Here is a 16,743-nt window from a genome sequence, read left to right as displayed (position 1 = left end):
GGCGCGACAGCGCCCCCTCTGGCCATCTCCCCACGAGGGGGAAGATCGGCTGTTCGGACGAATTTCAATCAACTTTTAATCTTTTTCGTCCGCGCCACTGGACAAGGCGAATCAGCTTTGATTCTTTACTGACGATTCGGGCGTGCGGCGTAGCCGGATCATCCATACGGCAGATCGGGGAGTGCCATTTATGGCCAAGGCGGACGCGTGGGGCGCGCCCGGAGGGAAGGCTTTTGCGCGTCGCAAGGCAAGGAGCGATGGACTTGCCGGCAATACGCGCCTGATCGCCGAACCCACTTATCAGCGGCTCCTGGCCGCCGAGCCGCTGCTGCGCCGGTCGATCCCGGCGCTGATCGTCGTTTTTCTCATCGTCATTGCCGCGCTGCGCTTCCTGTCGCTCATGAACGAGCATGACGAGATCGAGCGCGACGCCAAGGCGGTGCTGGCGCTGGCCGCCGGACAGATGGCGCAGGCCGTCACCGCGGACCCCAGCGCGGCCGGCGCCAATGCCATAAGCCTTCTGGAAAACACCAGCCGCCAAGGCGCCATGAGCCGCGCCCATGTGCTCGCCATCACCGACGCCAACTTCAAGGTCATCGCCGTTTCGCCGCTGTCGACGGGCTGGCAAGGCCGCACGCTCGACAGCCTCGTGCTGGGCGGCCAGCCGCTGTTCATGTTCGGCGACCGCGCCGGCGTGATGGATGTCAGCATCTCGGGACAGGACTGGTTCGCCGCCGTCAGCCTCGGCGGCGACCACAAACACGCGGCGGCCGTGCTGGTGCCGCAGGAAGCGGTGTTCGACAGCTGGCGCAAGTCGATGTCGCTCAACGTCACGCTGTTCGTGCTGACGGCGGGCGTGCTGATCGTCATCCTCTACGCCTATTTCGGCCAGGCGGCGCGCGCCCAGGCGGCGGACCGCATCTATCTTGAGGCGCATCAGCGCATCGACATGGCGCTGGTGCGCGGCCGCTGCGGGTTGTGGGACTGGGACATGGTGCGCGGCAAGATGTACTGGTCGCGCTCGATGTACGACATGCTGGGCTATGAGCCCTGCGATACGATGCTCTCCTTCGGCGAGGTCGACGAGATCATCCACCCGGAAGACGGCGACCTGTTCGAGCTCGCCAACCGCATCATCGAACGCGAGATCGACCATATCGACCAGGTTTTCCGCATGCGTCACGCCGACGGACAGTGGGTGTGGATGCGAGCCCGCGCCCAGGTGATCGACCCGGAGGCACCGGAGATCCAGCTGATCGGCATCGCCGTCGACGTCACCGAGCAGCGGCACTTGGCGCTGCGCTCGGAAGCGGCCGACATGCGGCTCAGGACAGCGATCGAGAACATCAACGAATCCTTCGTGCTGTGGGATGCCGCCGAACGGCTGATCATGTGCAATTCGAAGTTCCAGAAGGACAACGGGCTGTCGGACCGCGACGTGGTACCGGGCGCGACCCGCGATATGCTGGAGGAGCGCATGCTGGCCTTCGCGTCGGAGCGCAGGCTCGCCAATGCGAACGGGCCGCAGGGCGGCGTCAGCTTGGAGCGCCAGCTTGCCGACGGCCGCTGGCTGCAGGTCAACGAACTCAGGACCCGCGACGGCGGCGTCGTTTCCGTGGGCTCCGACATCACGCAGATCAAGCTGCACCAGGAAAAGCTGGTCGACAGCGAGCGCCGGCTGATGGCGACGATCCACGATCTCAGCCTGGCCCGCCGCGCCGAGGAGGAACGCGCCAGCGAACTGGTCGAGCTCAACCGCAAATACATGAAGGAAACCGAGCGCGCCGAGGCGGCCAATCGCGCCAAGTCGGAATTCCTCGCCAACATGTCGCATGAATTGCGCACGCCGCTCAACGCCATCATCGGCTTCTCCGAGCTGATGCAGCAGGGCCTGTTCGGGTCGCTCGGCTCCGAGCGCTACGAGGAATATGCGACCGACATCAACGGCAGCGGCAAATACCTGCTCGGCGTCATCAACGACATCCTCGACATGTCGAAGATCGAAGCCGGCCAGTTCTCGCTCGACCGCGAGGAGATCGATCTCTGCCCGCTGATCAAGGAAACGGTGCGGGTGATCTCGCTGCAGGCGGCGGAAAAGTCGATCAATGTCGAGACGCGCATCGCCGATGCGATGCGGCTCTATGCCGACCGCCGCGCGATCAAGCAGATCGCCATCAACCTGCTCTCCAACGCGGTGAAATTCACTGGACAGGGCGGCAAGATCACGGTCAGGGCGCGCAACACGTCCGGGGCGCTGCTGCTCACCATCGAGGACAATGGCTGCGGCATCCCCAAGCAGGCGCTGAGCAAGCTCGGCCGGCCGTTCGAGCAGGTGCAGAACCAGTTCTCCAAGAACCATACCGGCTCGGGCCTCGGGCTCGCCATCTCGCGCTCGCTGGCCGAATTGCAGGGCGGCGCGCTGAAGATCCGCTCGACCGAGGGTGTAGGCACCATCGTGTCGGTGCGCATTCCGCTGAAGAAGGCTCCGCCGACGGTGAAGGCAGCGGCCTAATTCATCCCTCGTTGCGGCGCGCCCGCGCGCAGCAAATGGTCGAAGTCCCGCCTGACCTTTCGCGACGCCTCCTTGAGATGTGCTTCCAGGACGCCGAAATCCGGCAGGTCAGTGACCGCCAGAAGCAGATCCGAGAGTCCAGGTGGGACATCGTCGCGCTGGAACTCGCCGATGAGGCAAAGCCTGATCATCTGGGTCAGCGCCAGATAGAGCCGATAGGCCTCGCCAAGCTCTTCACGCACATCGGCTGAAGCGAAATCCGGAGCAAGCCGGGCCAAAATGTCGGCGGTCGCCGTGACCCGGCGGCCAGGTTCGATGGCGCCGGCGATGACCGCGACCTGGGCGATGAATTCGAGATCGATGAGCCCGCCCGGGATCAGCTTGATGTCCCAGAGGTCGCGCGGCGGCTTCTCCTTCTCGATCAGCGCCCGCATCTCCGAGGCCTCGGCTTTCACCTTGGCGGCATTGCGCGGCTGCGCCAGCACCGCCGCCACCTCATCGTCGAGCACGGCGCAGAGTTCGGCATCGCCGCCGACGGCGCGAGCTCTGGCCAGCGCCATGTGCTCCCAGGTCCAGGCATCCCGGCGCTGATATTTCTTGAACGCATCGATATGGGTGGCGACCGGCCCCTTGTTGCCCGAGGGGCGCAGGCGCAGATCCAACTCATAGAGCACGCCTTCGGCCGTCGGCGCCGAGACGGCGGCGATCAGGCGCTGCGTCATGCGGGTATAGTAATGCGAAGGCGCCAGCGGCTTTTCGCCGTCGGAGTCCTCGGCATCCGCGTCGTGGTCGTAGAGCAGGATGAGATCGACATCCGAACCGGCCGTGAGTTCGCGGCTGCCGAGCTTGCCCATGCCGAGCAGGGCCACCCTGCCGCCGGCGATCCTGCCGTGGCGCAGCGCGAATTCGGCGATCACCGCGTTCAGCGCCGCCTCGATGGTGAGATCGGCGAGATCGGAGAAGGCGCGGCCGGCGCGCGCGGGATCGATCGAGCCGGCAAGCAGGCGCACGCCGATCAGGAATTTCTGCTCGGAGGCGAAGATGCGCAGGCGGTCAAGCACATCCTCATAGGCGCGGTCGCCCTCGATGAAGGCGGCAAGCCGTGCCGAAAGATAGGCGCGGTCCGGCAGTTCGGTAAGCAGGGCCGGGTCGAGCAGGCCGTCGAAGACATGCGGGCGGCGGGTGATGATGGCAGCCAGCCTTGGCGCCGCGCCCATGATGGTCGCCATCAGCTTCAAGAGCGCCGGGTTCGATTGCAGCAGCGAGAAAAGCTGGATGCCCGCTGGCAGGCCGGCGAGGAACTCGTCGAAGCGCATCAGCGCCTCGTCGGCGCGACGCGTCTGGCCGAAGGCTTTCAGCAAGGCCGGGGTCAGTTCGGTCAGCCTCTCGCGCGCCTCCGCCGACTGGGTGACGCGGTAGCGCCCGAAATGCCAGCCGCGGATGACGCGGCAGATGTCGCTCGGCCGCTGGAAGCCGAGACCATGCAGCGTCTGCAGCGTATCGGGATCGTCGACATCGCCGGTGAAGACCAGATTGCCGACGCCGGCCGAGAGCTCGGGTGCTGTCTCGAACAGCGCCGCGTAGTGGCGCTCGACCTGCTGCAGCGAGGCGCGGAAGGCCTGCGTGAATTCCGCCTCGCCGGCAAATCCCAGCATCAGCGCGATGCGTTTGAGCTCCTCGTCTTCTTCCGGCAGGACGTGCGTCTGCTCGTCAGCGACCATCTGGATGGCGTGCTCGACACGGCGCAGGAACCAGTACTGACGGGTGAGCGCATCGCGCGCGTCGGCGGTGATCCAGCCGCGCGCGGCAAGCGCTGCGAGCATCGGCACGGTCTCGCGGCCGCGCAGCTCCGGGAAGCGGCCGCCGGCGATGAGCTGCTGGGTCTGGACGAAGAACTCGATCTCGCGGATGCCGCCGCGGCCGAGCTTGACGTTATGGCCCTTCACCGCGATCTCGCCATGGCCCTTGTGGGCATGGATCTGGCGCTTGATCGAATGAACGTCGGCGATTGCCGCATAGTCCATGTATTTGCGCCAGACATAGGGTTCCAATTCCTTGAGGAAGGCGGCGCCGGCAGCGAGATCGCCGGCAACCGGCCGCGCCTTGATCATGGCGGCGCGCTCCCAGTTCTGGCCGCGCGCCTCGTAATAGCGAAGCGCTGCCTCGACCGGGATTGCCAGCGGCGTCGAGCCGGGATCGGGGCGCAGCCTCAGATCGGTGCGGAAGACATAGCCATGCTCGGTGCGATCCTGCAGGATGCGCACGAGACGACGGGTAAGCCTGGAGAACAGCTCGGTCGCGTCGAGCGGATCGATGACGGCCGGCGCCTCCGGCTCGAAGAAGACGACGAGATCGATGTCGGAGGAGAAGTTCAGCTCATGCGCGCCGAGCTTGCCCATGCCGAGCAGGATCCAGCCTGAATCCCTGGCAGGCTCGGCCGGATGCGGTAGCTTGAGCTTGCCTTGCCGATGCGCGTCGAGCAGCAGGAAATCGACGGCGGCGCATGTGCAGGCGTCGGCAAGATCGCTGAGCCGGCGCACCGTCACGGAGGTCTCCGCCTCGCCTGAAAGATCGGCCAGCGCGATCAGGAAATGCGCTTCGGTCTTCCATTGCCTGAGCGCCATCATCAGGCTCGCTTCCGAGGCGTCTTCCGCCTTGGCCGCGCCGCCGATCGCTTCGTCGATGGCATCGAGCCGCGCTTCGATCATCAGGTCGAACAGCGTATCGAGGATCGCCGGCCGCCGGCGCGCCACGTCGCGCAGGAAGGGCGAGAGGTCGAAGACGGCCGCCAGCAGATCCTGCAGCGGCCCCTCGCCCGCCACGAACGCAGCGAGTCGGGAAAGCCCCTCCTCCTCGGCGGCGTCGGCGATTTCCGACAATTCGCGCCGGGCATGTTTCGCGTCCAGGGGGCGGAGCGCCAGTGTCGGGCTAAGCCGGAATTCGGATTCGATTTTCTTCTTCGCCATTTATCCGCGCCATCAATGCGTCTCCCGCAATGGGAAACTCATGACCACGGACAATCCGGGATTGGCGGGCAAAAGATCAAGCCTTCCGTTGTGGAAAGTCATGATTGCCTTGGCCAGGCTGAGGCCCAAGCCCGAGCCCGGCTGCGAGCGGCTCTTTTCCAGGCGCACGAAACGCTCGGTGGCTCGGGCACGATCGGCGTCGTCCGGAATGCCGTGGCCGTTGTCGCTGACGGCAAGCTTGATCTCGTTGCCGAGGCGCTCCAGCGCCACACGCACTTTCGGCGTCTCGGCGGCGTCGGTTGAATATTTGATGGCGTTGTCGACGATGTTGGACAGCGCCTGGCCGATCAGTTCGCGGTTGCCGTTGATCGTAAAGGCCTCGGGCACGGTCGTTTCCAGCGCGACGCCCGCCTCTTCCGCCACCGGCTCGTAGAGTTCGACGACGTCGCTCACCGTCGCGGCGAGATCGACGGGACCGGTCTGTTCCGAGGAATAGCCAGCCTCCAGGCGCGAGATCATCAGGATGGCGTTGAATGTCTTGATGAGCTGGTCGGACTCCGCGATCGTGCCTTCCAGCGCCTGACGGTAATCCTGCGTCTTGTGCCTGCCGGCGAGCGTCGCCTCGGCGCGGTTGCGCAGCCTGGTCAGCGGCGTCTTCAGGTCATGGGCGATGTTGTCGGAGACCTGCTTCAGCCCCTCGTTCAGCATGGCGATCCTGGCCAGCATCGAATTGAGGTTCGCCGACAGGCGGTCGAATTCGTCGCCGGCGCCGGTGACCGGCAGCCGTCCGGACAAATCGCCGCCCATGATGCGGCGGCTGGCGTCCGAGACGCTGTCGATGCGCTTCAGCGCCGCGCGCCCGACAAAGAACCAGATCAGGATGCCGCCAAGCCCCATCATACCGAGCGCCAGGGTCAGCGCGCGGCTGATGACGGCGCGGAAGCGCTCGGGCTCGCCGAGGTCGCGGCCGACCAGCATGATCATCTGGTTGGGCAGTCTCAACACCAGCGCGATGGCGTTGTGGCCCTTTTCCCCCGTGGACTGGGGGTTGTTGTTGCTGCTGTCGTTGGGCGGAGGCGTGGACTGGTCCGAACCGCCGCTGCGCAGCCGATCGAGCTCGCCCTCGCCGAAGCGCTGGTAGGAAAACGGTTCCGTCGTCCAGCCCTCGGTCTCTATGACCCCTGGCTCCAGGCTCTGCACATTGCCGGTCAGGATCTGGCCATTGGCGTCGGCGATCAGGTAGAGATTGGCGCCGGGCTGGCGCGAGCGGGCCTCGACGACGCGCACCAGCACCGGCAGGCCGCCGCGCTGATAGGCGCGGGCCAGGCCCAGCACCTCGTCGTTGATGGTTTCCTGCGTCTGCGCGGTCAGCATGCGCGCCGACAGCGACGTCATGTAGAAGACGAGCAGCACGGCGCAGAGCGCGAAAAGCAGAAGATAAAGCGCCGAAAGCCGGGCCGCCGTGGTCTTCATGATGGCCGGCAGTGAGAGAGCCATCTGTGGCTTCACCCGCCCTTCAGCATGTAGCCGGCGCCGCGGATCGTGTGCAGGATCGGCTTGTCGAAGCCTTTTTCGATCTTGCCGCGCAGGCGCGAGACGTGGACGTCGATGACATTGGTCTGCGGATCGAAGTGATAATCCCAGACATTTTCCAGAAGCATGGTGCGCGTCACCACCTGCCCGGCATGGCGCATCAGATATTCGAGCAGGCGGAACTCGCGCGGCTGCAGCGTGATCTCGCGGCCGGCGCGCTTGACCGAATGCGACAGCCGGTCGAGCTCGAGATCGCCGACACGGTAGACGGTCTCGGATTCGCGCGCGCTGGCGCGGCGGTTCAGCACCTCGACGCGGGCAAGCAATTCGGAAAAGGCATAGGGCTTGGTGAGATAATCGTCGCCGCCGGCGCGCAAGCCCGTGACGCGGTCGTCGACCTCGCCCAGCGCCGAAAGGATCAGCACCGGCGTGGTGTTGCCGCGCGAGCGAAGCGCTGCGATCACCGACAGGCCGTCACGGCGCGGCATCAGGCGGTCGACCACCATCACGTCATAGTCGCCGGCATCGGCGAGCGCGAAGCCGGTCTCGCCGTCGCCGGCGACATGGGCGGTGTGGCCCGCCTCGGCGAAGGCTTTCTGCAAATAATCCGCCGCCTCGCGATCGTCTTCCATGACGAGAATCTTCATGGGACCGTTATACGCGATTTCATCGGAAGTTTGAGAGGCAGTCATTCTTCAGGCCTTGCTCTCATTGGTCGCATGTCTTCTTCCCAAAACCGGCAACCACTTTTGGGCGACATGCATTTCGTTCCGCATGTCGTGATCCCAAAACCGGTGCCCACTTCTGGGCGACATGCATTTCGTTCCGCATGTCGTGATCCCAAAACCGGTGCCCACTTCTGGGCGACATGCGATAAGCGGCAGCGGGTGATGGGAAACCCGCTGCCGCCAGGAGCGAAACACGGTGACTGACTTACGTGCTCGGCCCCATGTTTTCCCGGCGGCGGCTCGGGGGTGTTGATACCGCCGCAGGGAAAATCTGAACGCTGAAATCTCAGCCCTTGCCGACCGGCAGCGCCACAAAACGGTTCGAGTCGTCGCGGGTGATCTGCATCAGCACCGCCTTACGGCCGGCCTTGGCTGCATCGGCCATGGCCTTGGAGACGTCGTCGGTGGTGTTCACGTCGTTCGAATTGATCGAGGTGATGACGTCGCCGGGCTGAATGCCACGGTCGGCCGCGTCGCTGTCAGGATCGACGTCGGTGACCACGAGGCCCTTCCCGTTTTCCGCCTTGGTGACGGTCAGGCCGAGATCGGCCAGCGTGTCGGCCTTGGCGGCGGGCGCCGACTGCTTGTTGTTGTCGTCGTTCGAGGCCTGCTTGTCGCTTGCCGGCAACGTGCCGAGATCGACCTTGACCGTCTCGTCCTTGCCGTTGCGCCAGACGGTGACGTCGACCGATTTGCCCGGCGCGAATGCACCGATCATGCGGGCGAGCTCCTTCGGCGAGGCGACATCCTTGCCGTCGACCTGGGTGATGACGTCGCCGGCGGCGATGCCCGCCTTCTTGCCCGGACCGGAATCCTGGGCGCTCGAGACCAGCGCGCCCTTGTCCGACTTCAGGCCGAGCGACTCCGCGATGTCGGAGGTGACCGGCTGGATCTCGACGCCGAGCCAGCCGCGCTGGACGGAGCCGCTCTTCATGAGGTCCTGGACGACCTGCTTGGCGGTCGAGGCCGGGATGTCGAAGGCAATGCCGACGCTGCCGCCCGACGGCGAGAAGATGGCGGTGTTGATGCCGATCACCTGGCCGTTGAGGTTGAAGGTCGGACCGCCCGAATTGCCGCGGTTGACCGAGGCGTCGATCTGGATGAAGTCGTCATAGGGGCCGGCGCCGATGTCACGGCCGCGAGCCGAGACGATGCCGGCGGTGACGGTGCCGCCGAGACCGAAGGGATTGCCGACCGCAACCACCCAGTCACCGATGCGAACCTTGGAGTCGTCGGCAAAGTCGACATAGGTGAACTTGTTGCCGCCGCCATCGACCTTGAGCACGGCGAGATCGGTGCGCGGATCGGTGCCGATCAGCTTGGCGTCGAGTTCCTTGCCGTCATTGGTGACGACGCTGAAATCCGAGCCTTCCGAAACCACATGGTTGTTGGTGACGAGATAACCGTCTTCCGAGATGAAGAAGCCCGAGCCCTGAGCGACCGGACGCGGCTCGCCATTGCCATGGTCGCGATGGTTGAAGCGGCGCATGCCGAACTGGCCGCCCTGACCCTGGTCGCCGAAGCCGCGGAATTCCTTGAAGAAGCGGCGCAGCTGCGGATTGTCAGGCAGGTTATCGAAACCGTCCTGATCGTCCGAGCCGTTGTCGGCCGTCGGTTGGATCTTGGCCTTGACCTTGACGCTGACGACCGCCGGCGAGACATGCTCGACGACATCGGCGAAGCTCGGCATTTGCGGCGCTTCGACGCGCACGGCATCGGCCAGCACGGGGGCGGTGCCGGTGGCAAGCGCGCCTGCGCCGACCGCACCGATGACGGCCAGGGATGCGACGGCGGCCATCAGGCGCTTTCGGATGCGGGAATATGAATTGGGGGCGATATTCATGGGATTTCGTTTCCTCTTTCGAAGGGATGCGCTCAGGCGAAGCATCCTCGGGCAAGAGGATTAGAGAGCCGCACATTACGGCGCCATTTCCGGTACATGAAAGTTTTGTAATGTTGGCCGAGTTCGTCATAGCAGGGCGGAGCTCCGTCGCGGAGACGCTGGAATCCAGGCCGTTACCTTCGCCGAAGGTTGCAGCGGAGCAGAATTCTGCACCGTTCGCGGCGCGTCGGCGTAACGGACGGGATTCTATGGTCTGCGCGCGTCGCTTCGCTCCTTGCTCGCCATAGAATGACGACCCGCGAGCGGCCGTGGCCAATTATCGACGTCAGCGATGGCGCTAATCGCTTAGCATCTTGTCCAGCGCCGCCTGTTCCTCGGCACTCAGGGTGCTACCCGATGCCGGGCGGCGCGAGCGTGCGCTGAGCACAATGAACAGACCGCCGGCCAGAAGCAGAAGCACCGGCGTACCCCACAAAAGCGCGGTGCGCAGGCTGAAGCGCGGCTTGAGCAGCACGAACTCGCCATAGCGCGAAACGATATAGTCCATCACCTGCTGGTCGGTGTCGCCGGCAACGAGGCGCTGGCGCACGAGGACGCGCAGGTCCCGGGCAAGATCGGCGTCGGATTCGTCGATCGACTGGTTCTGGCAGACCATGCAACGCAGGCCTTCCGACAGCGCGCGCGCCCTCGCCTCCAATGCGGGGTCCTGCAGCACTTCATCAGGCTTCACCGCCTGGGCTGGGCCGGCGAAAAACAGCGCCAGCAACAGGACCAGCGGAACGAGCGAAAACTTCGCCTTCATGTCGAACTCGCCAGGGCCGCGGCCGGCTTGCGGCGCTTGGCCGGCGCGCCGACGCGCAGGCGACGGTCGAGCAGCGACATGGCGGCGCCCGCCATCATCACCAGTCCGCCGCCCCAGATCAGCGTCACCAGCGGCTTCCACCAGAGGCGCACGACGACGGAGCCGTCGTTGTTCTCGTCGCCGAGCGACAGATAAAGCTGGCTCAACCCAATCGTCCTGATGCCGGACTCCGTCGTCACCGTCTGGCGCACCGGATAGAAGCGTTTCGCGGAGGTGATTGCGCCATCGGCGTTGCCGTCGGCGCCCGTCAGCAGGAAGCGGCCGCGATCCTCGGTGAAATTCGGACCTTTCTGCGGAGAGAGCCCTTCGAAGCGCAGCGTGTGGCCGGAGAGCTCCAGCGTCTCGCCGGGATGCATCGAGAGGATTTTCTCCGTGCCGAAGCAGAGCGTGCCGACAATGCCGAGCAAGGTCAGCCCGAGGCCGAGATGCGCCAGCGCCGTGCCGAAGACGGAGCGCGGCAGGCCGGCGAAGCGGCGCAGCATGATGCCCGGCGCCACCGAACCGAAACCGGATTTGACCGCAAGATCGGTCAGTGCGCCGGCGACCAGCCAGACGGCGAGGCCGACGCCGAGTGCCGCGAAGACCGAGGCACCGTCGATGAACAGGCCAGTGACCAGCATTGCGGCGATCGCCAGGGCGAAGGCGGCCATCAGCCGCTGCGAGGCGGCAATGACGTCGCCGCGCTTCCAGGCGAGCAAGGGGCCGAACGGCACGATCGCGAGCAGCGGCAGCATCAGCGGGCCGAAGGTCAGGTCGAAGAACGGCGCGCCGACCGAGATCTTGCCGCCGGTGAGCGCCTCCAGCGCCAGCGGGTAGAGCGTGCCGACCAGCACCGTCGCCGTGGCGGTGGTGAGAAAGAGGTTGTTCAGCACCAGCGCGCCCTCGCGCGAGATCGGATGGAACAGGCCGCCCGCCGTCAGCCGTGAGGCGCGCAGCGCAAACAGCGCCAGCGAGCCGCCGATGAACAGCGTCAGGATGCACAGGATGAAGACGCCCCGCGCCGGATCGGTGGCGAAGGCGTGCACCGAGGTCAACACGCCGGAACGCACCAGGAAAGTGCCGAGCAGCGACAGCGAGAAGGTCAGGATGGCGAGCAGCAGCGTCCAGATCTTCAGCGCCGAACGCTTCTCCATGACGATCGCCGAATGAAGCAGCGCGGTACCGGCGAGCCAGGGCATGAAGGAGGCGTTCTCGACCGGATCCCAGAACCAGAAGCCACCCCAGCCGAGCTCGTAATAGGCCCAGTAGGAGCCCATGGCGATGCCGCCGGTGAGGAACATCCAGGCGACCAGTGTCCAGGGTCGCACCCAGCGTGCCCAGGAGGCGTCGATGCGCCCCTCGATCAGTGCGGCAACCGAAAAAGAGAAGCAGATCGAGAAGCCGACATAGCCGAGATAGAGCATCGGCGGATGGATGGCGAGGCCGAGATCCTGCAGGATCGGATTAAGGTCGCGGCCCTCGATCGGCGCCGGGTTGAGGCGGATGAAGGGGTTGGACGTCGCCAGGATGAACAGGAAGAAGGCAGCGCCGATCATGCCCTGCACGGCCAGTACATTGGCCTTGAGCGTTGACGGCAGGTTGTTGCCGAAGACCGCGACCAGCGCGCCGAAGAAGGTCAGGATCAGCACCCACAGCAGCATCGAGCCTTCGTGGTTCCCCCAGGTGCCGGTGATCTTGTAGATCATCGGCTGCAGCGAATGGGAGTTCTCCCACACGCTCGCCACCGAGAAGTCGGAGCGGGCATAGGCGCTGGCGAGGGCGGCGAAGGACAGTGCGGTCAACGCGAAGCCGGTGACCGTGACCGGACCGCCGACCGCCATCAAGCGCTGATTACCGGTGCGGGCGCCGACGAGCGGCACCAGCATCTGCACCAGCGACAGAGCGAAGGCCAGCACGAGCGCGAAATGTCCGGTCTCAACCATCAATTTGTGCTTTCTTGCCAGACGCCCTTGGCCTTCAGACCGTCGGCGACTTCCTTGGGCATGTAACGCTCGTCATGCTTGGCCAAAACGCTGTCGGCGACGAACACGCCATCCGGGCCGAAAGCGCCCTCGGTTATCACGCCCTGATCCTCGCGGAACAGGTCGGGCAGGATGCCGGTATAGGTGACCTTGACCGATTTCTGCTTGTCGGTGACCGAGAAGGCGACGGTGGCGCCCTGGCCGCGCACGACGGTGCCCTTCTCGACGAGACCGCCGAGCCGGATGCGTTGTCCGGGCGGCAAACTCGCCGTGGCGAGATCGGCCGGCATGTAGAAATAGGAGGCCTTCTGTCCAAGCGCATAGAAGGTGAGGCCGGCAGCGGCGCCGAGGAAAGCCAGCCCCGCCACGATCACCGACAATCGCTTCTGCTTGCGCGTCATTGCCTTACTCCGTCGCCGTTACGCCGAGCGAGGCGGCGAAGGCGGTGAATTTCCTGGCCTGTTCACTGTCCGCCCCGAAGGCGGCGACAGCGCGGCCGAGCGCGGCCCGCGCCTGGTCGGCCTTGCCAAGCACGACATAGGAACGGATGAGCCGCATCCATCCTTCCTCGTCACGGGGATTCTGCTTCAATTTGTCGTCCAACCCGGCGACCATGGTCTCGATCATCGCCTGCCGGTCCTGCGGCGACATCTGTTGCGCGGCTTCCACCTGCTGCGCATCCGGGCCGTTGGCCGGCGCGGCCTTGGCGACAGCCGGCTCGCCCGCCTCGGCAAGCGCCTGCTGAACGGCGTTGCGCCAAGGCGAATCCGGCGCGAGCTGGCCGAGCATCTTTTGCCAGGCGGTGACGGCCTCGGCCTTCCTGCCTTCCTGGGCGAGGCCGACGCCCAAGTAGAAATTCGCCTTGGCGTTGGCCGGATCGAGCTTCAGGGCAGCCTCGAAGGCGCTTTGGGCGTCGGCCGAAACGATGCCACCGGCAGCATTGGCGATCGCCTCGCCGAGACCCGACTGGCGCACGGCGCTGTCGCCGTCGAGGCGGATGGCGTTGCGATAAGCGGTCACGGCGTCAGGAAAGCGCTGCAGCCGAAGATAGATCGGCGCCAGCACATCCCAACCCTTGCCGTCCGACGGATTGGCGGCGAGATGGGCTTCGGCGCGGGCGACCAGTTCGTCGACCGAGGAATCGGCCGGGTTCTTGGCCAGACGTTCGGCCAGCGGCTGCGAAGGCAGATCGGGAGAGCCGAGCATGCCGTAGAGCCCCCAGCTCAACAGGGGAACCGCAAGCACGGCCACGCTGGCGACCCATCTGGCGCTGCGCGCGGGGCTGGGCGTCGCCGCGCCCGGCTGCAAAGCCGCGCCCAGACGCAGGATGCGGCGGCCGATCTCGGCACGCGCCTCCTCGGCCTCGCCCGGCTGGATCAGGCCGCGCGCCATGTCGCGGTCGAGCTCGGAAAGCTGGTCGCGATAGACTTCGAGATCGTGATCGCCGGCCGGCGACGCGCCCTTCATGCCGCCGGTGAGCGGCAACAGCACCGCCAGGCTGGCGCCCAGCGTGAGGATTGCGGCTATGACCCAGAACAGCATGCCTATTCCAATAGCGGCAGAGCCCTGCCCTGCCAACACGACCATCGTGCGACGCTTTGACGGCAGACGCCGTCGGCCGCAGGCCTAATTCCGTTCCAAAGCCGTCAGGTCAGCGGCGTCCAGCTGCCATCGGCGTTGCGGCAGGCGGTGCCGCGCGCGGTGACGCCCGCGCCGCTGGTATAGACGGTGTGGGTGTACTGGCGGCAATCCTGCGAGCCGACCCGGTAGGGCTGGGCGGCGACGACCTCCCCATAATGCGAGGAGTTGTCGCTCTTCCACGTCACTTTCTGGCCACTGGTGTTGTATTCCAGCGCCTTGTATTCCGCTTCCAGGCCCTTGCGCTTTTCGGCATCGCTGAGGCCCGAGCCGACCGATCCGCCGATAAGCCCGCCATTCATGGCCGAAACGATGCTGGTCGAGACCTTGCCGCCGGCGGGCGGCGTGGAAACAGGCGTGACCGGAGAGGTTGGACCGCCCCTGCCGAGCGTCGTGCAGCCGGAAACGGCGAGCAGGGCGGAAACGAGCGCGACGCGGATCTTCATGCCAACAACCGGTTCTCTTGAGCAGGATGAGCTGGGGGCTGCGTCATCGGGGAGGATATCGAGCCCATAGTGTTGACATTTGTCGGAAATTTGGCCGCCAGCCCTTGCTCGCAAATCGATAAAAACATCATTGAAGGCTCCGCAATCTCACCACCGCCCTCAAGCCGCCCATGCCGGACCGTTCCAGCGCCAGCGAGCCTCCATACTCGTTGACGAGGTCGGCGACAATGGCGAGCCCGAGCCCTGTTCCCGGCTTCGTCTCATCGAGTCTCTTGCCACGCTTCAACACCTCCCGCGCACTGTCCTCGGGAATGCCTGGGCCGTCATCCTCTATAACGATTTCAAACAGGTTGCCGCTTCCCGAAATAGTGGCGATCGTCACGGCGACGGCGCCTTTAGCCCATTTCATCGCATTGTCGAGCAGATTGCCGAGCAGTTCCTCCAGATCTTCGCGCTCGCCGGCAAAGACGATCTCCGCCGGCGGCAGCGACAGCGTCAGCCTGGACTGCGGGTTGAGTTTCCGCAGCACGCGCACCATGCGCTCGACCAGCGGCAAAACCGGCGTGCGGAAGACGACGCTGTCGCGCTGCGCGGCGACGCGGGCGCGCTGCAGATAGTGGTCGACCTGTTTCTGCATGGAGGCGGCCTGCTCGGCGATCAACTGACCCTTGGCGCCGCCAAGCGCCCGGCCCTCATTGATCAGCACGGCGAGCGGCGTCTTCAGCGAATGGGCAAGGTTGCCGACCTGGGTGCGCGAGCGCTCGACGATGCGCCGGTTGTTCTCGATCAACGCATTGGTCTCGTTGGCGAGCGGCTCGATCTCGGCCGGGAAGCTGCCGTCGAGCCGCTGGGCGGTGCCTTCGCGCACCATGGCCAGCGCATTGCGGACCCGGCGCAAAGGCTGGAGACCCAAGAGGATGGCGATGGCGTTGATGGCGATCATGCCGACGCCGAACAGCGACAGATAGGTGAGCAGGCGGCGCTGGAAGCTGGCGATCTCCTGCTCGAGCTCGCTGTGATTGCCCATGACGCGGAAACGGGCGGCGCGGTTCTTCGCGTCCAGCACGAACTCGCTCTCGAAAACTTCGAGCTGCTCGCCCTTTATGCCCTCCATCGAATAGCTGCGCTGGAAGTTCGAGTTGAAGGGCACTTCCGCGACGCTCGGCGACAAGAGTGAAGTCGTCATCGAGGAGGAATGGATTTCGCCATGCACGCCTTCGGAAGCAGGCTCGACCGACCAATACCAGCCGGAATTCGGCTCGGAAAAGCGCAGGTCGCCGAGGTCGGGCGAGCCGGTCAGCGCGCCGTTGTCGGAAATGCCGACGGAACCGATCAGGTTGAACAGATGCGCCGAAAGCAGGCTGTCGAAGCCGCGTTCGCTGGCCTGGCGGTAAAGCGTGGTGATGAGGGTGAAGATGACGACCAGCGTCAGGATCGCCCAGATGGTGGAAAAGGCGATGACGCGGAAGGTCAGCGAGCGCGGCCAGAGCCGCAGCTTCGACAGCCGCGCGCCTATGGTTGGCTTCAGCGGTTCCGCGTCACGCCTCCGGCTCACGCATGCGATAGCCCATGCCCCGCACGGTTTCGATCATGTCGATGCCCATCTTCTTGCGAAGCCGGCCGACAAACACCTCGATAGTGTTGGAATCGCGGTCGAAATCCTGGTCGTAGAGATGCTCGACCAGTTCGGTGCGCGACACCACCTCGCCCATATGATGCATCAGGTAGGCGAGCAGCCGGAACTCGTGCGAGGTGAGTTTGAGCGGCACGCCGTTGACGTCGGCCTTGGACGCCTTGGTGTCGAGGCGCAGCGGCCCGCAGGTGAGCTCCGACGATGCATGGCCGGCCGCGCGGCGGATCAGCGCCCGCACCCGCGCCAGCACCTCCTCGATGTGGAAGGGTTTGGTCACATAGTCGTCGGCGCCGGCGTCGATGCCGGCCACCTTGTCGCTCCAGCGGTCGCGCGCGGTCAGGATCAGCACCGGCATCTTGCGGTCGCCGCGGCGCCAGCGCTCGACGACGCTGATGCCGTCCATCTGCGGCAGGCCGATATCGAGGACCACGGCATCGTAAGGCTCGGTGTCGCCAAGGAAGTGCCCCTCCTCGCCGTCATAGGCGCGGTCGACCACATAGCCGGCGTCGACCAGCGCGTCGGCCAGCTGCCGGTTGAGATCCTTGTCATCCTCGACGACGAGCACGCGCATGGGTTGAAGCCTGTTGCTGGGTAGACGTATAGGCCGATTCCGCCGGCCTG

General features: G+C 65.4%; 12 protein-coding genes. 1 reads left to right on the top strand and 11 read right to left on the bottom strand.

Going from position 1 to position 16,743, the window contains the following annotated elements; all coding sequences use genetic code 11:
* The first annotated feature begins 190 nt into the window (after window positions 1-190).
* A complete protein-coding gene (locus FJ418_RS26905) occupies window positions 191-2,512 on the top strand; it encodes a PAS domain-containing sensor histidine kinase (protein ID WP_140870853.1) in 2,322 nt (773 codons plus the stop codon).
* Here FJ418_RS26905 and FJ418_RS26900 read toward each other — a convergent pair.
* The 11 genes from FJ418_RS26900 to FJ418_RS26850 form a co-directional block, all read right to left on the bottom strand.
* Entirely contained in the window at window positions 2,509-5,478 is a 2,970-nt protein-coding gene (locus tag FJ418_RS26900) for a bifunctional [glutamine synthetase] adenylyltransferase/[glutamine synthetase]-adenylyl-L-tyrosine phosphorylase (protein WP_140870849.1), read from the bottom strand. The genes FJ418_RS26905 and FJ418_RS26900 overlap by 4 nt on opposite strands.
* A gap of 12 nt (window positions 5,479-5,490) precedes the next feature.
* Complete coding sequence (locus FJ418_RS26895; RefSeq protein WP_140870846.1) at window positions 5,491-6,975, bottom strand: HAMP domain-containing sensor histidine kinase; 1,485 nt, start codon at window positions 6,973-6,975, stop codon at window positions 5,491-5,493.
* An 8-nt stretch (window positions 6,976-6,983) separates the two neighbouring features.
* Entirely contained in the window at window positions 6,984-7,658 is a 675-nt protein-coding gene (locus FJ418_RS26890) for a response regulator transcription factor (RefSeq protein WP_040991372.1), read from the bottom strand.
* A 367-nt stretch (window positions 7,659-8,025) separates the two neighbouring features.
* On the bottom strand, window positions 8,026-9,582 hold the full coding sequence (locus FJ418_RS26885) for a Do family serine endopeptidase (protein WP_140870842.1): 1,557 nt from the start codon (window positions 9,580-9,582) through the stop codon (window positions 8,026-8,028).
* 337 nt (window positions 9,583-9,919) lie between these two features.
* Window positions 9,920-10,384, bottom strand: a complete 465-nt coding sequence (locus FJ418_RS26880) for a cytochrome c-type biogenesis protein (RefSeq protein ID WP_140870839.1) — start codon at window positions 10,382-10,384, stop codon at window positions 9,920-9,922.
* Window positions 10,381-12,366 (bottom strand): heme lyase CcmF/NrfE family subunit, encoded by a 1,986-nt coding sequence (locus tag FJ418_RS26875; RefSeq protein WP_140870836.1) that lies wholly within the window; start codon window positions 12,364-12,366, stop codon window positions 10,381-10,383. The genes FJ418_RS26880 and FJ418_RS26875 overlap by 4 nt, the downstream gene beginning before the upstream one ends.
* Window positions 12,366-12,806: a cytochrome c maturation protein CcmE gene (gene ccmE, locus FJ418_RS26870; RefSeq protein WP_140659444.1), complete on the bottom strand. Its 441-nt coding sequence runs from the start codon at window positions 12,804-12,806 to the stop codon at window positions 12,366-12,368. The genes FJ418_RS26875 and ccmE overlap by 1 nt, the downstream gene beginning before the upstream one ends.
* A gap of 4 nt (window positions 12,807-12,810) precedes the next feature.
* Window positions 12,811-13,947 (bottom strand): c-type cytochrome biogenesis protein CcmI, encoded by a 1,137-nt coding sequence (gene ccmI, locus FJ418_RS26865; RefSeq protein WP_140870833.1) that lies wholly within the window; start codon window positions 13,945-13,947, stop codon window positions 12,811-12,813.
* A gap of 104 nt (window positions 13,948-14,051) precedes the next feature.
* Window positions 14,052-14,489, bottom strand: coding sequence for a hypothetical protein (locus tag FJ418_RS26860; protein ID WP_140659446.1), 438 nt, complete (start codon window positions 14,487-14,489; stop codon window positions 14,052-14,054).
* Between the two features lie 127 nt (window positions 14,490-14,616).
* The gene (locus tag FJ418_RS26855) at window positions 14,617-16,044 is read right to left on the bottom strand and encodes an ATP-binding protein (RefSeq protein ID WP_140854468.1); all 1,428 of its coding nucleotides are present in this window, start codon (window positions 16,042-16,044) and stop codon (window positions 14,617-14,619) included.
* Window positions 16,028-16,693: a response regulator transcription factor gene (locus FJ418_RS26850; protein ID WP_027164846.1), complete on the bottom strand. Its 666-nt coding sequence runs from the start codon at window positions 16,691-16,693 to the stop codon at window positions 16,028-16,030. The genes FJ418_RS26855 and FJ418_RS26850 overlap by 17 nt, the downstream gene beginning before the upstream one ends.
* Window positions 16,694-16,743: the final 50 nt, after the last annotated feature.

The organism is Mesorhizobium sp. B2-8-3 (genome assembly GCF_006440815.1).
Classification (GTDB): Bacteria; Pseudomonadota; Alphaproteobacteria; order Rhizobiales; family Rhizobiaceae; genus Mesorhizobium.
The sequence above is the reverse complement of the archived record's forward strand: the minus strand, read 5'-3'. Positions and strand labels throughout refer to the sequence as shown.